The 14557-nt window shown below is 66.6% G+C and carries 9 protein-coding genes; 2 read left to right on the top strand and 7 right to left on the bottom strand.

Features of this window, described 5'->3' with window-relative positions; all coding sequences use genetic code 11:
• Nucleotides 1–42: 42 nt before the first annotated feature.
• From QGN17_RS01325 to QGN17_RS01355, 7 genes are all read right to left on the bottom strand, one after another.
• Nucleotides 43–1104 carry a tryptophan 7-halogenase gene (locus QGN17_RS01325; protein ID WP_281042716.1) on the bottom strand — a complete coding sequence of 354 codons (1062 nt, stop codon included), beginning with the start codon at nt 1102–1104 and terminating at the stop codon, nt 43–45.
• Nucleotides 1101–2594, bottom strand: coding sequence for a tryptophan halogenase family protein (locus QGN17_RS01330; protein WP_281042717.1), 1494 nt, complete (start codon nt 2592–2594; stop codon nt 1101–1103). Before QGN17_RS01330 ends, QGN17_RS01325 begins: the two co-directional genes overlap by 4 nt.
• A gap of 80 nt (nt 2595–2674) precedes the next feature.
• Complete coding sequence (locus QGN17_RS01335) at nt 2675–5668, bottom strand: TonB-dependent receptor (protein WP_281042718.1); 2994 nt, start codon at nt 5666–5668, stop codon at nt 2675–2677.
• A gap of 208 nt (nt 5669–5876) precedes the next feature.
• Entirely contained in the window at nt 5877–7814 is a 1938-nt protein-coding gene (locus QGN17_RS01340; RefSeq protein ID WP_281042719.1) for a hypothetical protein, read from the bottom strand.
• A 330-nt stretch (nt 7815–8144) separates the two neighbouring features.
• Nucleotides 8145–8927, bottom strand: a complete 783-nt coding sequence (locus tag QGN17_RS01345; RefSeq protein ID WP_281042720.1) for a GDSL-type esterase/lipase family protein — start codon at nt 8925–8927, stop codon at nt 8145–8147.
• Nucleotides 8924–9895 (bottom strand): alpha/beta hydrolase, encoded by a 972-nt coding sequence (locus QGN17_RS01350; protein ID WP_281042721.1) that lies wholly within the window; start codon nt 9893–9895, stop codon nt 8924–8926. Before QGN17_RS01350 ends, QGN17_RS01345 begins: the two co-directional genes overlap by 4 nt.
• A complete protein-coding gene (locus QGN17_RS01355; protein WP_281042722.1) occupies nt 9892–11463 on the bottom strand; it encodes an aldehyde dehydrogenase (NADP(+)) in 1572 nt (523 codons plus the stop codon). The genes QGN17_RS01350 and QGN17_RS01355 overlap by 4 nt, the downstream gene beginning before the upstream one ends.
• A gap of 152 nt (nt 11464–11615) precedes the next feature.
• Between QGN17_RS01355 and QGN17_RS01360 the strand changes: the two genes are divergently transcribed.
• Together QGN17_RS01360 and QGN17_RS01365 are read left to right on the top strand one after the other, a co-directional pair.
• On the top strand, nt 11616–12716 hold the full coding sequence (locus tag QGN17_RS01360; RefSeq protein WP_281042723.1) for a LacI family DNA-binding transcriptional regulator: 1101 nt from the start codon (nt 11616–11618) through the stop codon (nt 12714–12716).
• A gap of 60 nt (nt 12717–12776) precedes the next feature.
• Nucleotides 12777–14555, top strand: a complete 1779-nt coding sequence (locus QGN17_RS01365) for an IlvD/Edd family dehydratase (RefSeq protein WP_281042724.1) — start codon at nt 12777–12779, stop codon at nt 14553–14555.
• Nucleotides 14556–14557: the final 2 nt, after the last annotated feature.

Genomic DNA, 14557 nt, shown 5'->3' on the forward strand with positions numbered 1-14557 from the left:
AGCGGTAACGGTTCTGGTGACGCTTGTCGATGCCGTTCGTCGTCAGGGGCGGCGGGGCAGATACCGGTCGATCAGGGCAGCCCATTCGTCGAAACGCCGCGTCGATCGGTCTGTGTCGAAGCGATCGAGATTGGGATCGTAGCGTTCGGGGCGCCATCCCATCGCATCGAAAGCGGAGAGCCACATGTCCCGCGTCCACGGCTGCGGATCAGCTGGCAGGAGACCCGCGGCGCGATAGCGCGCTGCGTGGCGATCGAGTGCTACCGATCGCGCGTCCCGCCCGGAAAGCCTTTCGAGCATCGCGGAGGCCGCCTCCATCCCCTCCATCTCGATCGCGAGCTGGCGGTCATACTCCCGCGCCAGCAGCGCCATCGCGCCGGGACGGGGAAGGAGGGATGCCAGCCGTGCCGCCGCCGAGAAGACGGCCGCGATCGCGAACGGCTCGGCACTGTGGAGACCGTGCGCCGCTGTACCGATCCGCAGCCATCGGCCGTGCCAGCCGGTCTCGGATTGCGGAGCCGCATGGCCTTCGCTGGCATCCACGATGAGGTCGGCGTCGATCGGCGTGTCGCGGTCGAAAGTGGACCCCGAACATTCGACGCCGCGCGCCAGTGCCGCGTCCTTCAGGATCGCCCTGTATCGTTCGCGCTCGACCTCCCAGCCGGCGACGATGCTGCGCAGCAGACGCGGATCGGCGTCCGGTCGCGGACTCCCGCCGGCCGCCAGCGCCGCGTTTGTCGAAAGACCGGCAAGTGCGGGCGCCTTGCCCTCGCTGCACAGCCTGATCCAGGCGTTGACCAGATTGCCGGGTTCGTCCGGATCGCCGTAGCTGCCGTAGGGGATGAGCATCTGGCTGCCATCATCCATCGCGATCTCGATGCCGTGACGGGGCGTGCCGAACCCGGCGATAAGATCGGGCGCGGTGCGCAGCAGGCGGTGCAAGTCGGCCACGACCGGCGGGAGCGCGATCCGGCCGATTTCCCGTCGATGGGGCGGGGGGAAGACGACGAGCGTACCGGTGCGGCGCGACAGCTGGCGGAACAGGGCCGCGAACAGCCATGCCTCTACGCCGTCGCCGACGATCGCGATGCGCGCGCCGCTCATCCGCCCTGCACCATGTGCTCGATGAAGCGGCGATGCGGCGGCATCCGGCCGGCATGTTGCGCGATCAGGTCACGACCGCGCGCAAGATGGCGTTCGATCGCCTCGCGCGGTTCGCGGTCCGCGAGCGGGTGGTGGGCCGATGCCCTGGCGCCCAGACCGAACAGGATCGCCGCCCAGCTGGGTTCGCCGAAGCTCTCGGGATCGCGGATCGAGATTTCGCCGGTCGCCTCGAACAGTTCGATCTGTTCGGCCAGCGAGTCCGGGATCGGCTGCTCCCGCATCGCTTGCCAGAACGGCTCCGCGCGCCGCCCCAGCCGATAGTGCAGGATCACGAAATCGCGGATGCCGGCGAAGGCGTTGACCATGTAGCGATCATATTCGTCGGCCAGCACCGGGTTCAGCCCGCCCGACGGGAAGAGCTGGACGAGCTGACTGATGCCGCGCTCGATCAGGTTGATGCTGGTCGATTCCAGCGGCTCTAAAAAGCCGCCTGAGAGCCCGATCGCCACGCAATTGCCGACCCAGAAACGCTGGCGATGCCCGGCCTTGAAACGCAGCTGCCGGGGTTCGGCCAGCGCCTCGCCGTCGAGACCCTGGATCAGGGCGTCGAGCGCGGTCTGATCGTCCTGAAAGGCGCTCGCATAGACATGGCCGTTGCCGATGCGATGCTGCAGCGGGATCCGCCAGCGCCAGCCCGCTATGCCCGCGGTCGAGCGGGTATAGGGTTCGATCGTGTCGCGGTCCGCGCAGGGGACGGCCCACGCCCGGTCGGCCGGCAGCCAGTGCGACCAGTCCTCGAACGGCACGCCGAGCGTCTGTCCGAGCAGCAGGGAGCGGAAGCCCGAGCAATCGACGAAGAGATCGCCGCCGATCGATCGATCGCCCTCCAGGTGCAGGCGCGCGATCAGCCCGGTTTCGCGTGCCTGCTCGACCTCGACAATCCGACCCTGCACATGCGCGACGCCCGCCGCGATCGCCAGCTTTTTCAGGTGCTGCGCATAGAGGCTCGCATCGAAATGATAGGCGTAGGAATAGGTCGAGGCGAGCGACCGATTGTCGGTCGATGGCGGCTGGAAGCGATCGAGACGCGCGGCCTGCGCGGGCAGCGACCAGTCGTCGAGCGCCTCGGTCAGGCCGAGCCTGATCAATTGCTGATAGGGGGACAGGCCCGCAATCTCGGGGCCGTGATCGCCGAAGCCGTGGAAGAAGCTGTGCCCCGGTTCGCGCCAGTCGCGGAACTCGATGCCGAGCTTGAAGGTGGCCTGCGTCTCGCGAACGAAGGTGCGCTCGTCGACGTCGGCCCAGACGTTGAAGTGGCGGATGGTGGGAAGCGTCGCCTCGCCGACGCCGACGGTGCCGATCTCCGGCGATTCCACCAAGGTGACGGTCGGCGCGTGGGGCGGGGCCATCCGCGCCAGCGCGAGCGCGGTCATCCAGCCGGCGGTGCCGCCGCCGACGATCACCACCCGCCTGATCGAAGCGCCTGTCATCCCCCGTCCATCCCGGCGACGATGCTAAAGAAATGGCGGGCGAGCGTCCATCGGACGTTCGCCCGCCACAGTCGGGGGAGTTAGAAGGTCAGCCGCATCGAGGCGGTGTAGCGACGATCGCTGACGAACCAGGCGCGGCCCATCAGGCCGATCGACTGCTTCATGAGCACGCGGTTCTGCGCGTTGGTCAGGTTCTGGGCTTCGATCCCGAACGACACCTTGTCGTGCATGAACTTGAAGAAGATCGAGCCGTCCAGCTGGCCGTACGAGGCGTTGTAGGTCGGCAGGCCCCACAGCACGCAGTGATCCGCCGCCGTATTGCCGCCGCACTGCACGCCGCCCGCGGTGAGGGGCGTACCGTCAGACCCCTGCGTGCCGTTGACGTTGGTCGCCAGCAGGTACTTGCTCCGCCAGTTGTAGGCGAGGCGCACCGAGAGGATGCCCTTCTCGTAATAGCCGGTGAGGTTGTAGCTGTACTTCGACAGGCCTTCGAGCGGCAGGTTGCCGAAGATCGCGCCGTTGGTATCGACGCCGTTGATCGACACGAACGAGGCGCTGCCCGACTGCAGACCCGACGCGTTCACCTTCGTCTTGCTGTCGACATAGGTGAAGTTGGAGGTGATGCCGAAGCCGCTCAGCAGGCCAGGAAGGAACGTGAAGGCCTGGTTATACCCGATCTCGACACCTTTGATGTTGGCGGTGCCGACATTGTAGGGAGCGGTAAGCGGATAGGTGACGCCATCGAACACATAGGGTTCGGTGACGTTACGGATGATGTCGTTCAGGTGCTTGTAGAAGACCGTCGCGGTCAGCGAGCTGGCCTTGCCGAAATACCATTCGAGCGCGGCGTCCACCTGGTTCGAGGTGATCGGCTTCAGGTTGGGGTTGCCCGATGCGGTCGAGTTGAAATTATAGGTTCCGGTCGTCGTGTCGTACGAGGCCGACAGCGGCGTATAGGCCTGCAGCTGCGTGTAATCCGGCCGTGTCATGGCGCGGGCGACGGCGAAGCGGGCCTGCAACCTGGGCGTGATCTTGTAGAGCAGGTTCAGGCTGGGCAGGAAGAAGTGATACTTGTTCTTCGCGTTGATCGCCTGCGATTGCCCGTCGAACACCGGCCCGCCCGCCGGCGCACCGGAGATCGGGTTCGGCTGGACGATGAAGCCCTCGGCGTTCAGGTCGGTATGGACGTAGCGCAGGCCGACATTGCCGCTGAGCGGCAGGCCGAGATTGTCGAAATCGAAGTTCAGCACGCCGTAGAGCGCATAGCTCTTCTCGTGCAGCACGTTCTGGTTGGCGGCGGTGTATTGCGCCAGGGCGAAGCTGGGGCAGCTCGATGCCGGATTGATCTGCTCGCACAGCTGCGTGGTGATGTTGTGGAGCGCGATGTAGCTGCCCGGATAATCCGTCGCCTGCGACGTTGCCGGGAAGACGACGGCAAGCGGAACGTTCGCGCCGCCATGATAGAAATTGTTGCCGAAGTCGAACGTCTGGCTCGCCAGCGGATATTGCGACAGGTAGGCGAGCGACGGGATCACGCCCGGAACCTGCCAGGTCTGGCTGACCGCCTGCCAGTTGTAGGGCGTCGCCTGGTTGTTCTGGTGGGTGTTGGTCATGCGACCGCCGAACTTGAAGCTCTTCAGGATGCCGCCGGTATCCAGGTCGTAATCGAGATCGGCGCGATAGGCCCATTCGTTGCCGACATTGTGCTGCTTCTCGTCCATCGTGAACGCCCAATAATAATTGGACGAATTGGCGATGTAGGAGGGATCGACCGAGACGCTCGGCACGCCCTTGGTGAGATCGACAGTCTCGCTCGGCAGGTTGATGCCGGTGGCGACGGTGGAATCGAAGCTCTTGTTGGTCGCATGAACGTGCTGCAGATCGGCCGACACATGCAGGCGCTCGATCGGGTGCCAGCTGATGTGGCCGGAGATGTCGGTGGTGACGGAGTTCTGGTCGGCGCTGCGGACGTCGTCGCTGAACGGCATACCGCCGCCGTCGGCCGGGTTGGGATCGGTCTCGGTGCCCTGCTGAAACACGCCGTTCTTGTCGAACTGGAACTGGGTGCCCGCCGCGGGGACGATGTTGTAGGCATTGTCCTGCGCGAAGATCGCATGCTCCGCCCAGTGGAACTTGTAGCGCGACTGGAAGAAAGTGGTCGTGACCTCCAGATTGTCGGCCGGTTTCCACTGCAGCGCGCCGTAGGCTCCGAAGCGCTTGCGGGTGAAGTCGAGCCGGCGCCAGTCGATGCCCTTGGGGATATAGACGGTCTGGCCGGGGACGAGATCGGTGCGCGGATAATAAGGTTCGACCTGCACGCCGTCGGTGCGCGTGGCGCTGATCGAGTAGGCGACGTCGGCGATCACGCCGATCTCGCCGATCGGCGTGTTCCAGCGATTGCTGTAGAGGGCCGAGAAGGACGGCTCGAGCTGGTTGCGCAGATCGCCGAGCGTTCCGGAAGTGGACACGCTGATCACCTGCCCCTTGGAATCGAAGGGGAGGCGGGTGCGCAGGTTGACGAGGCCGCCGATGCCGCCCTCGATCAGATCCGCCGACGGGTTCTTGTAGACGTCGACGCCGGCCAGCAGTTCGGGCGGCACGTCCTCGAAGCTCAGCACGCGGCCGCCATTGGCGCTGAACGCGTCGCGGCCGTTGAGTTCGGAGCGGACGAAGGTGAGGCCGCGAATGTTCACGCCCGATCCTTCGACCGAGAAGTGATCCGGATCCTGGCGGGAAATGAAGTGGTCGATCGTCACGCCGGTGATGCGCTGCAGCGTTTCCGTAACGCTGCGATCGGGCAGCTTGCCGATATCGTCCGCGCTGATCGAATCGACGATCTGGTTGGCGTTGCGCTTGATGCTGAGCGCATTGGCGATCGAGGCGCGCTGGCCGGTGACGACGATTTCGGCAGCGGCGCTCTTGCCCGGTGCCGAGGCGCCTGCCTGGGCCGGCGCAGCCGTGCCGGCGGGCTGGCCATTGGCCGCCGCATCGGTTGTCGTCTGCGCGAAAGCCGGTGTCGAGAGAGCGGTGAGAGCGAAAACCGCGACGGACGCACCGGCGCAAAGAACACCCATGTGGCGCGCGCGGACGGAGCCCGCGGGCGTCGAGATACCAGCCTTCATTTCAATCCCCTCCATGCGGCCCCACCCTGATCCGCGCTATTCGATGATAGCGTTATCAAATCATATGGCAGACGATTTTTCTTACTCGTCGGGCACGGGCCGTTGGTAACAGTTCAAAAACAGTTCGGCAACAAATTTTTGTTGCGCGCTAACATTTTCGTCAACGGATGACACGGAACGCAACATAAGAGTGCGGCGGAATGACTGTCGGCACGATATTGCGCGTGTCAGTATTGCGCCCGTCGGAGCTTTCGGCCGACGTCTGCGGTGCGGTATTGAGTGTCGCGCCGGTCTGCAGATCCTGCAGCGCGTGGCCTGCGATGTGCAGCGTAACCGGAGTCGCTTCCGCGCGGAACGACTGCACAACGAACGTGTCGTTGTCGTAGGCGAACAGCGATACCTGCGCGGGCGCGTCGATCCATACCGGCATCGTTTTCTGCGCGACCGCGCGGATCTGCGACAGCACCGCCGGCGGCAGCGCATAAAGGTCGCTCGGATTTTCCGGAACGGTCAGCATGTAGAGCGTGCCGGCCGAATAATGATTCATCAGCAACAGCGGGAAGCCCTTGGCGCCCGCGACCCCGCGCACGATCGCCCAGCTGTCGTTGGTGTAGAAACGGACGTCCGGAAACAGGATCGGCTTCTGCGTCGCGTCGGCCGCATTGAGGCTGGTGCCGTTGCCGGCACCGAACCCTTCGACGAACTGGTCGATCAGCACGCGCCGGCCGGTCGGCGTCCATTCGGCGAGGTCGTGGAAGCCCTTGTCCTGCAGCGCTTCGACAAGCCCGGAAGTGACGATCACCGTCGCGCCGCGCTTCAGCGCCCCCTCGATCTTGCCGACGATGGCGGGATCGGCGGCAGCGGCCTGCGTCAGCAGGATGGTGTTCGCCTTGTCCGGAAAGTTCGGCGACAGCTCGATCGGCAGGCCGATCATGCCGAGATAATTGTGCAGGAAATCCTCGCCGCTCGATTGGTAGGGCTTGTAGCTGGCGATGCCGATCGGGTTGCCGAGACTGCCGAGCACCTTGTCCACCGATTCCAGCGCGAGGCCCGCCGCGCGGCCCCAGCCTGGGGGCAGGTCATTACCAGAGCTACGCCAACGACGCAGTTCCGCCTGCCAGTCGAAGCTGGTTGCCTGGTGTGCCCACGGGCGGATGCCGGCCTCGGCCGCGTCGTCGTTGGACATCGGCCGCCAGTTGAACAGCGTGACCTCGCCGGTCTTGGCGAAGAGCGTGTCCCAAAGCTGTTCGGCGTAGCGATCGATGTCGCGGGTCGATGCCTCGTCCACCCAGCCGCCGGTGTTCGCGCCCGGCCGGATGTTGTCGTAATAGCGGATGATCTCGTAGCTCTCATATTGCTGGAGCAACTGGTCGGTGAGCGTGGGATCGCGCGATTCCGTGCCCGTGTGGATGCCGTCGAACATCCGGGCTTCCTGGTCGAGATCGTAGCCCAGCCCCTGGAAATGCTCGTACCAGTTCGGATATTTGATGATCATCCGGACATGGGGATTGGCCGCCTTGGCCGGCCCGATCACCAGATCGCGCGCGACCTTGCGCATGGTGTCGAGCCGATATTGCGTCCAACTGCGCTTGCCCTTGGCGGCGATGTCGGCGTCGCTCTTGGATGTGTAGAAAAAGAAGTCGTCGAGGATCACCTCGTTGAAGTGCCTCGCCGCCAGCCGTGCGGCGCGCTCGCATTCGGCGCGGTCCGCCGGGTCTTCATAGTCGAACGTGCCGAACTGGCCGTTCTTGCCGCCGGCCGCCAGCGTGATGCCGCCCGCGGTTTCGATCCCTTTTTCGGCGAAATAGGATTTCACCTTCTCCAACTCGTCGTCGGTCGCGAAATCGTGATCGCGATAGGCCTCGATATAGACCTTGTCGAAATGAAGCTGGGAGGCGGCGCGGGCATATTGCCGGTCGAACGTCGCGCGGTCGGCCAGCTTCCGCGCATCGCCGACCGCGATGTAGATGGCGGCGCGGAAATTCTGGTAGCGCGCCGGGATCGATGAGGCGGGGGGCGCTGCCGGCGCCTGCGCCCATGTCGTCGATGCGGAGGTGGTCAGCGCCAGGATCGCGAGCGCAAAATGGCGAGGCTTCATCGTCTCTCTCCCTGTCCGCGTTCGAATCGATGATCAATTCGCCACGTTTTTTGTTACCGATACCATTATTGCTTGAAGCTGGGCTGTTCAAGCACCCGGAGCATGCCGCCGATCAGATATCGGTATCATTCGGTGCGACAGGGTAGTTGCTGACTGCCGAACGCAGCCTTGTCGATGCCGGGGAGAAACACGGTCCCGGCCATTTGCATGGACATGCCTGCAGCGACTTCAGGCTCGGTTGACATGTACCGTCAACCGAGCGCGTCCTGGCCCTCGTTCGTGCCTCGTCGGTCGCCCGCACCATAGTGATGGTGCGGATGTCGCCCCTGTCTAGCGCAGCGCGCGGTCGATCGCGGCCGTCACCACCGGCACCATGCGGGCGTATCCCGCCGCCGTCGGGTGGATGCCATCGCGCGTATAGGGCGCTGCCATCAGGCCGTGACCGTCCTGCAGCACTGCGTCGTAATCCGCATAGGCATAGCCGCGTGCCTCGGCGAGCGCGCGCAGGCGGGCGTTGAGCTGGCGAAGCAGTTCTGGGTGCCGCTCCTTCAGCACCTCCTGCGCTTGTGGCGTGTAATTGTTCACCGGCAGGATCGAGCAGAGCACCACCTTGATGCCGTGCGCGTCGGCTATGTCCGCCATCGCCTCGACATTGCCGATGATGCCGTCGGGCGTCTCCTGCTGCATGAAGCCCTGCACGTCGTTGACGCCGCCGAGGATGACGACGGCCTTCGGGTGCAGCGCCACCACGTCCTGCTGGAAACGCAGCAGCATCTGCGCGGTGACTTGGCTGCCGACCCCCCGGTTGATGAAGGGACGGCCCGGAAAATAGGTGCCGAGGTTCCAGAGGTCCGTGATCGAATCGCCGAGGAAGACGACGCGCTTTTCGCCCGGCGCGGGCGGCGGCAGGGCAGCATCGGCGGGCGCATAGAGATAGCGCTCGCCGAAATCCTCCATCAGGCTGGGTTCCAGCGTCTGCCGGAATGGGCCGAGCCACTGGCCCCAATCCTTCTCGACGACGGTGCGCCGCTCGGGGCTGCTCTGGTAATGGGGCGGCTCGGTCGCGGCGATCAGGGTCAGCGCGAGGAGCGGCAGGATGGCGCGCCGGATCATGCCGGGAACACTCCGCGCCGCGTCGCATAGGCCGCGAACAGGGTGGGCCAGGCCGATGCCGGCCGGTCCTTGCCGATGCGGACGCCGAAACCATGCCCGCCTTCGTCGAAGGCATGGAGTTCGGCCGGTCGCTTGGCATCGACCATCGCGCTGTAGAGCGACAGGCTGTTGCGGATGGGGACGAGGCCGTCGTCCGACGCGTGGGTGAGGAAGATGGGCGGCGTGTCGGCGGTGACGCGCATCTCCACCGATGCCGCGCGCCGCGCCGCCTCGTCCGCGCCCTTGCCGAGCAGATTGTCGCGGGAGTCGCCGTGCGTGAAGGGGGCCGCCATGCTCACCACCGGATAGATCATGCCGGCGAGATCCGGGCGGGCCGAAAGACGGTCGGCCGCATCGACGGGCGTGTAGACGGTTTCGGCATGGCGCGTCGCCAGCGAACCGGCGAGATGTCCGCCGGCCGAGAAGCCCAAAGTGGCGATACGCTTCGGGTCGATGCCGAACTCGGCCGCCCGCGATCGGATCAGGCGGATGCCGCGCTGCGCGTCGGCGAGCGGTACGGTCGCCCGGTTGGCCCATCCTTCGCCCGGCAGGCGGTAGAGCAGGATGAAGGCGGTGACGCCCCGCGCGTTGAGCCAGCGCGCCTGCTCTTCGCCTTCATTGTCGTAGGACAGGAAGCCGTAGCCGCCGCCCGGACACAGCATCACGGCGGCACCGTTGGGGCGGGGCGCCCGGCGCACGACCAGCGCCGGCTGGGCGATGCCGGTGACCCAGCGATCGGGGAAGCTCGGATCGGTCGATCTTTGTTCGATCTTGCGGACGGGCAGGACGGCGGGCGCACCCGGCGCTACGCCCGGCCAGAGCGGGATCAGATCGGCGCCGCCGGTCGGCTGCGCCTCGATCCGGCTGGCGGAGGCGGCGGTGACGGCGGCGAGGCCGGCGATCACCGCGCGGCGCGACGGGCCGGTCATGCGACCTCCAGCGTGCCGTCGATCCGGCGCGGCAGATTGAGCGGATTGGCGGAACGGACGGCCTTCGGCAGCAGTGCATCCGGCAGATCCTGATAGCAGACCGGTCGCAGGAAGCGTTCAATTGCCGCCGTGCCGACCGAGGTCGATCGCGGATCGGAGGTGGCGGGGAAGGGGCCTCCGTGCACAATCGCCGTCGATACCTCGACACCGGTCGGCCAGCCATTGGCGAGGATGCGGCCGACCTTGCGCTCCAGCAGCGGGACGAGCGGCGCCGCCGTCTCGTAATCGCCCTCATCGATCTGCAGCGTCGCGGTCAGCTGGCCTTCCAGCCCTTCGATCAGCGCGGCGATCTGCGCCATGTCCTTCGCCCGGATGACGACCGACGATGCGCCGAATACCTCATGCGCCAGCGACGGATCGGCGAGAAAACGGTCGGCGTCGGTGATGAACAGGGCCGCCCGGCCGAGCGTGCAGCCCGTGCCCTCGGCGCCGCGCGCCAGTGTCTCGACCGACGGATTGGCCTCCAGCGCCGAAACGCCATTGTCGTAGGCGGCGTGGATGCCCTTGGTCAGCATGACCTGCGGTTGTGCCTGCTCGAGCGCCTGCGTGGCCGTCGCCACGAAGCGATCGAGATCGGGGCCGGCGATGCCGATCACGATCCCCGGATTGGTGCAGAACTGCCCCGCGCCCATGGTGAGCGAGCCGACATAGGCCTTGGCCAGCGCCTCGCCCCGCGCCGCGAGCGCTTGCGGAAAGAGGATGACGGGGTTGATGCTCGACATCTCGGCATAGACCGGGATCGGCTCGGGCCGTTCGCCGGCGAGCTTCATCAGCGCGAGGCCGCCGCCGCGCGATCCGGTGAAGCCCACCGCCTTGATGCGCGGATCGGTGACCAGCACGGCGCCCAGCTCGTTGGCCGGCCCCTGCACCAGCGAGAAGACGCCTTCGGGCAGGCCGCAGGCGGCGACCGCGTCACGGATGGCGTCGGCGACCATCCGGGTCGTGCCGGGGTGGGCTGGGTGGCCCTTCACCACGACCGGGCAGCCAGCCGCCAGTGCGGAGGCGGTGTCGCCGCCCGCGACCGAGAAAGCGAGCGGGAAGTTGGAGGCGCCGAACACCGCGACCGGGCCGATCGCGATGCGGCGCTGGCGCAGGTCGCCGCGCGGCAGCGGGGCGCGATCCGGCAGCGGCGTGTCGAACGTGACACCGGCCCAGTCGCCCCGGCGCAGATGCGTCGCGAACAGGCGGAGCTGGCCGCTCGTACGGCCGCGCTCGCCGGTCAGCCGCGCCTGCGGCAGGCCGCTCTCCTGCATGGCGCGTGCGACCAGCGCATCGCCCAGAGCGTCGATATTGTCGGCGATGGTTTCGAGGAAGCGGGCGCGCTGATCCGGGTCGGTGTCACGGAAAGCATCGAATGCCTCGGCGGCCAGCCGGCAGGCCTCGGCCACATCCTCGGCGGTGGAAATCGAGAATGCGGGGGCGATCTGCTCGCCGCGGGACGGGTCGTAGCCGCTGAAGGTCGCGTCGCGGGCGACAGCGCGCGCGCCGATGAGGAAATGACCGTCCATGCATCAACTCCATTCTCTTGGAAGGCGACAGGCGCCCATGAATCGGGTGAGGCCTTCGTTCGGCACCAGTATAGACAGTTGGATTGCGAGCGCTACCATTCGATCTCGCCTCGCCATTGTCGCCTGCGCGAAGCCCATGCTACATCCCGTTCATGGCGATCCGTCCCCGCAAGCCCCGTACGTCCAGCGCCCGCCAGAGCGGCGCTCCCACGATTGCCGACGTCGCCGAGCTGGCGGGTGTCTCGGCGATGACGGTGTCGCGGGTCATCAACGCCGAAAGCAATGTGCGCGAGGAAACGCGCGAGACGGTCAACGCCGCGATCGCGACCCTGAACTACGCGCCCAACCGCGCCGCGCGGAACCTCGCCGGGGCCGGGCAGGTCCGCATGGGTCTGCTGTTCAGCAACCCCAGCGCCGCCTATCTGTCGGAATTCCTGCTCGGCGGCCTCGATCAGTCGTCGCGGTCGGACATCCAGCTGATCGTACAGAAATGCGAGATCGACGATCACGAGCGCGACGTCGCGGAGCGGCTGATCGCGGGCGGTGTCGATGGCATCATCCTGCCGCCGCCCTTGTGCGATTCCCGATCCGTCCTCGATCTGTTGATCGAGCGCAACGTGCCGACCGTGGTGGTGGCCACCGGCAGCCCCCCGGCCGAGGTCGCGGCCGTGTCGATCGACGATCGCGCGGCGGCCTGTGAAATGACGCGCCATCTGTTGACCCTGGGCCACAACCGTATCGGCTTCATCGAGGGCAACCCTAACCTCACCGCCAGCGCGGAACGGCTGGAAGGCTATAAGGACGCGCTGGCCGAGGCCGGGATCGCGTTCGACGAGGCGCTGGTCGCAAGCGGCCTGTTCACCTACCGGTCCGGACTGGACGCGGCGGACGAGCTGCTGGAGCAGGACGACGCGCCGACCGCGATCTTCGCCAGCAACGACGACATGGCGGCGGCGACCGTCGCGGTGGCGCACCGGCGCGGGCTCGACGTGCCGGGCGACCTGACCGTGTGCGGGTTCGACGACACCGCCATCGCGACGACGATCTGGCCGGAACTCACCACCATCCATCAGCCGATCGCCGACATGTCCCGCGCGGCGGTGGAGATGCTGGCGGGCATCCTGCGCGCGCGCCGCAACGGCGGCAACGACAAGCGGCATATGACGCTGGACTACACCTTGATCCGCCGCCAGTCGGACGCCGCACCCCGTCGGCGGCCGCGTTCCCGCGCGCGTGCAACCGCATCGGATTGACGTCATCGCATTGACGTTAAGTTAGCGCTCTCATAAGGCTCTCGCTTCTGGAGAGAGCCGATGGACCGCATTCCCGTAAAGCCGTTTCGCTCGCGCGACTGGTTCGCCGATCCCGCGCGCGCGGACATGACCGCGCTCTATCTCGAGCGCTTCATGAATTACGGACTGACGCCGGCAGAGTTGCGATCCGGCCGCCCAATTATCGGCATCGCGCAGACCGGCAGCGATCTGTCGCCCTGCAACCGTATCCATATCGAGCTGGCCAAGCGCACCCGCGAGGGCATCCGTGACGCGGGCGGGATCGCGATGGAATTCCCCGTCCATCCGATCTTCGAGAATTGCCGCCGGCCCACCGCCGCGCTCGACCGCAACCTTGCCTATCTCGGTCTGGTCGAGGCGCTGTACGGCTATCCGATCGATGCCGTGGTGCTCACAACCGGCTGCGACAAGACTACGCCCGCCGGCATCATGGCCGCCTCGACCGTCGACATCCCGGCGATCGTGCTGTCCGGCGGGCCGATGCTGGATGGCTGGCACGACGGCGAATTGGTCGGATCGGGCACGGTGATCTGGCGTTCGCGCCGCAAGCTCGCGGCGGGCGAAATCGACGAGGAGGAATTCCTCCAGCGTGCGTGCAGCAGCGCGCCGTCGGCCGGGCATTGCAACACGATGGGCACTGCTTCGACGATGAACGCGGTGGCGGAGGCGCTGGGCCTGTCGCTCACCGGCTGCGCGGCGATCCCGGCGCCCTATCGCGAGCGCGGGCAGATCGCCTACGAGACCGGGCGGCGCATCGTCGACATGGCCTATGAGGATCTGCGTCCGTCCAAGATCCTGATGCGCGAAGCCTTCCTCAACGCGATCCGCGTGGTCAGCGCGATCGGCGGCAGTTCCAATGCGCAGCCGCATATCGCGGGCATGGCGCAGCACGCCGGGGTCGAGCTGCATCGCGAGGACTGGTCGGATCACGGCTACGGCGTGCCGCTGATCGTCAACATGCAGCCGGCGGGGCAGTATCTCGGCGAGCGCTTCCACCGCGCGGGCGGGGTGCCGGCGGTGATGGCGGAGTTGGCCGATGCGGGGTTGCTCGACGGCGACTGCCTGACGGTGACGGGGCGCAGCATCGGCGAGAATATCGCCGGCCGCACGACGCGCGATCGCGAAATGATCCGCACCGTCGCCGATCCGATGATGGACAAGGCCGGCTTCCTCGTGCTGCGCGGCAACCTGTTCGATTTCGGCATCATGAAGACCTCGGTGATCTCCGATGCCTTCCGCCAGCGCTACCTGTCCGCGCCGGGGCAGGAGGATCGCTTCGAGGGGCGCGCGATCGTGTTCGACGGTTCGGACGATTATCACCACCGCATCAACGATCCCGCGCTCGACATCGACGAGCATTGCATCCTGGTGATCCGGGGTTCCGGCCCGATCGGCTGGCCTGGATCGGCCGAGGTGGTCAACATGCAGCCGCCGGATCACCTCATCCAGCGCGGCATCCTCGCGCTGCCGACGCTGGGTGACGGGCGCCAGTCGGGTACGTCGGACAGCCCCTCGATCCTCAACTGCTCGCCGGAGAGCGCGGCGGGCGGCGGTCTGGCGTGGCTGCGCACGGGCGACACGATCCGCATCGATCTGGCGGCCGGCAGCTGCGATGCGCTGGTCGATCCGGAGGAGATCGCGCGTCGCATGCAGGAAGGCGTACCGCCGGTGCCCGAGAGCCATACGCCTTGGGAGGAACTCTACCGCGAGAAGACCGGCCAGCTGGCGGACGGCGGCGTGCTGGACTTCGCGGTCAAGTATCGCGGCATCGCGGCGCGGACACCGCGACACAACCACTAGGT

It is taken from the genome of Sphingomonas oryzagri (assembly GCF_029906645.1).
Taxonomy (GTDB): Bacteria; Pseudomonadota; Alphaproteobacteria; order Sphingomonadales; family Sphingomonadaceae; genus Solisphingomonas; species Solisphingomonas oryzagri.

Coding starts and splice junctions, on each gene's coding strand:
- QGN17_RS01345 (WP_281042720.1), bottom strand. CDS start 8,927: ATGATCCGGCGCGCCATCCTGCCGCTCCTCGCGCTGACCCTGATCGCC.
- QGN17_RS01350 (WP_281042721.1), bottom strand. CDS start 9,895: ATGACCGGCCCGTCGCGCCGCGCGGTGATCGCCGGCCTCGCCGCCGTC.
- QGN17_RS01335 (WP_281042718.1), bottom strand. CDS start 5,668: ATGGGTGTTCTTTGCGCCGGTGCGTCCGTCGCGGTTTTCGCTCTCACC.
- QGN17_RS01325 (WP_281042716.1), bottom strand. CDS start 1,104: ATGAGCGGCGCGCGCATCGCGATCGTCGGCGACGGCGTAGAGGCATGG.
- QGN17_RS01340 (WP_281042719.1), bottom strand. CDS start 7,814: ATGAAGCCTCGCCATTTTGCGCTCGCGATCCTGGCGCTGACCACCTCC.
- QGN17_RS01355 (WP_281042722.1), bottom strand. CDS start 11,463: ATGGACGGTCATTTCCTCATCGGCGCGCGCGCTGTCGCCCGCGACGCG.
- QGN17_RS01330 (WP_281042717.1), bottom strand. CDS start 2,594: ATGACAGGCGCTTCGATCAGGCGGGTGGTGATCGTCGGCGGCGGCACC.
- QGN17_RS01360 (WP_281042723.1), top strand. CDS start 11,616: ATGGCGATCCGTCCCCGCAAGCCCCGTACGTCCAGCGCCCGCCAGAGC.
- QGN17_RS01365 (WP_281042724.1), top strand. CDS start 12,777: ATGGACCGCATTCCCGTAAAGCCGTTTCGCTCGCGCGACTGGTTCGCC.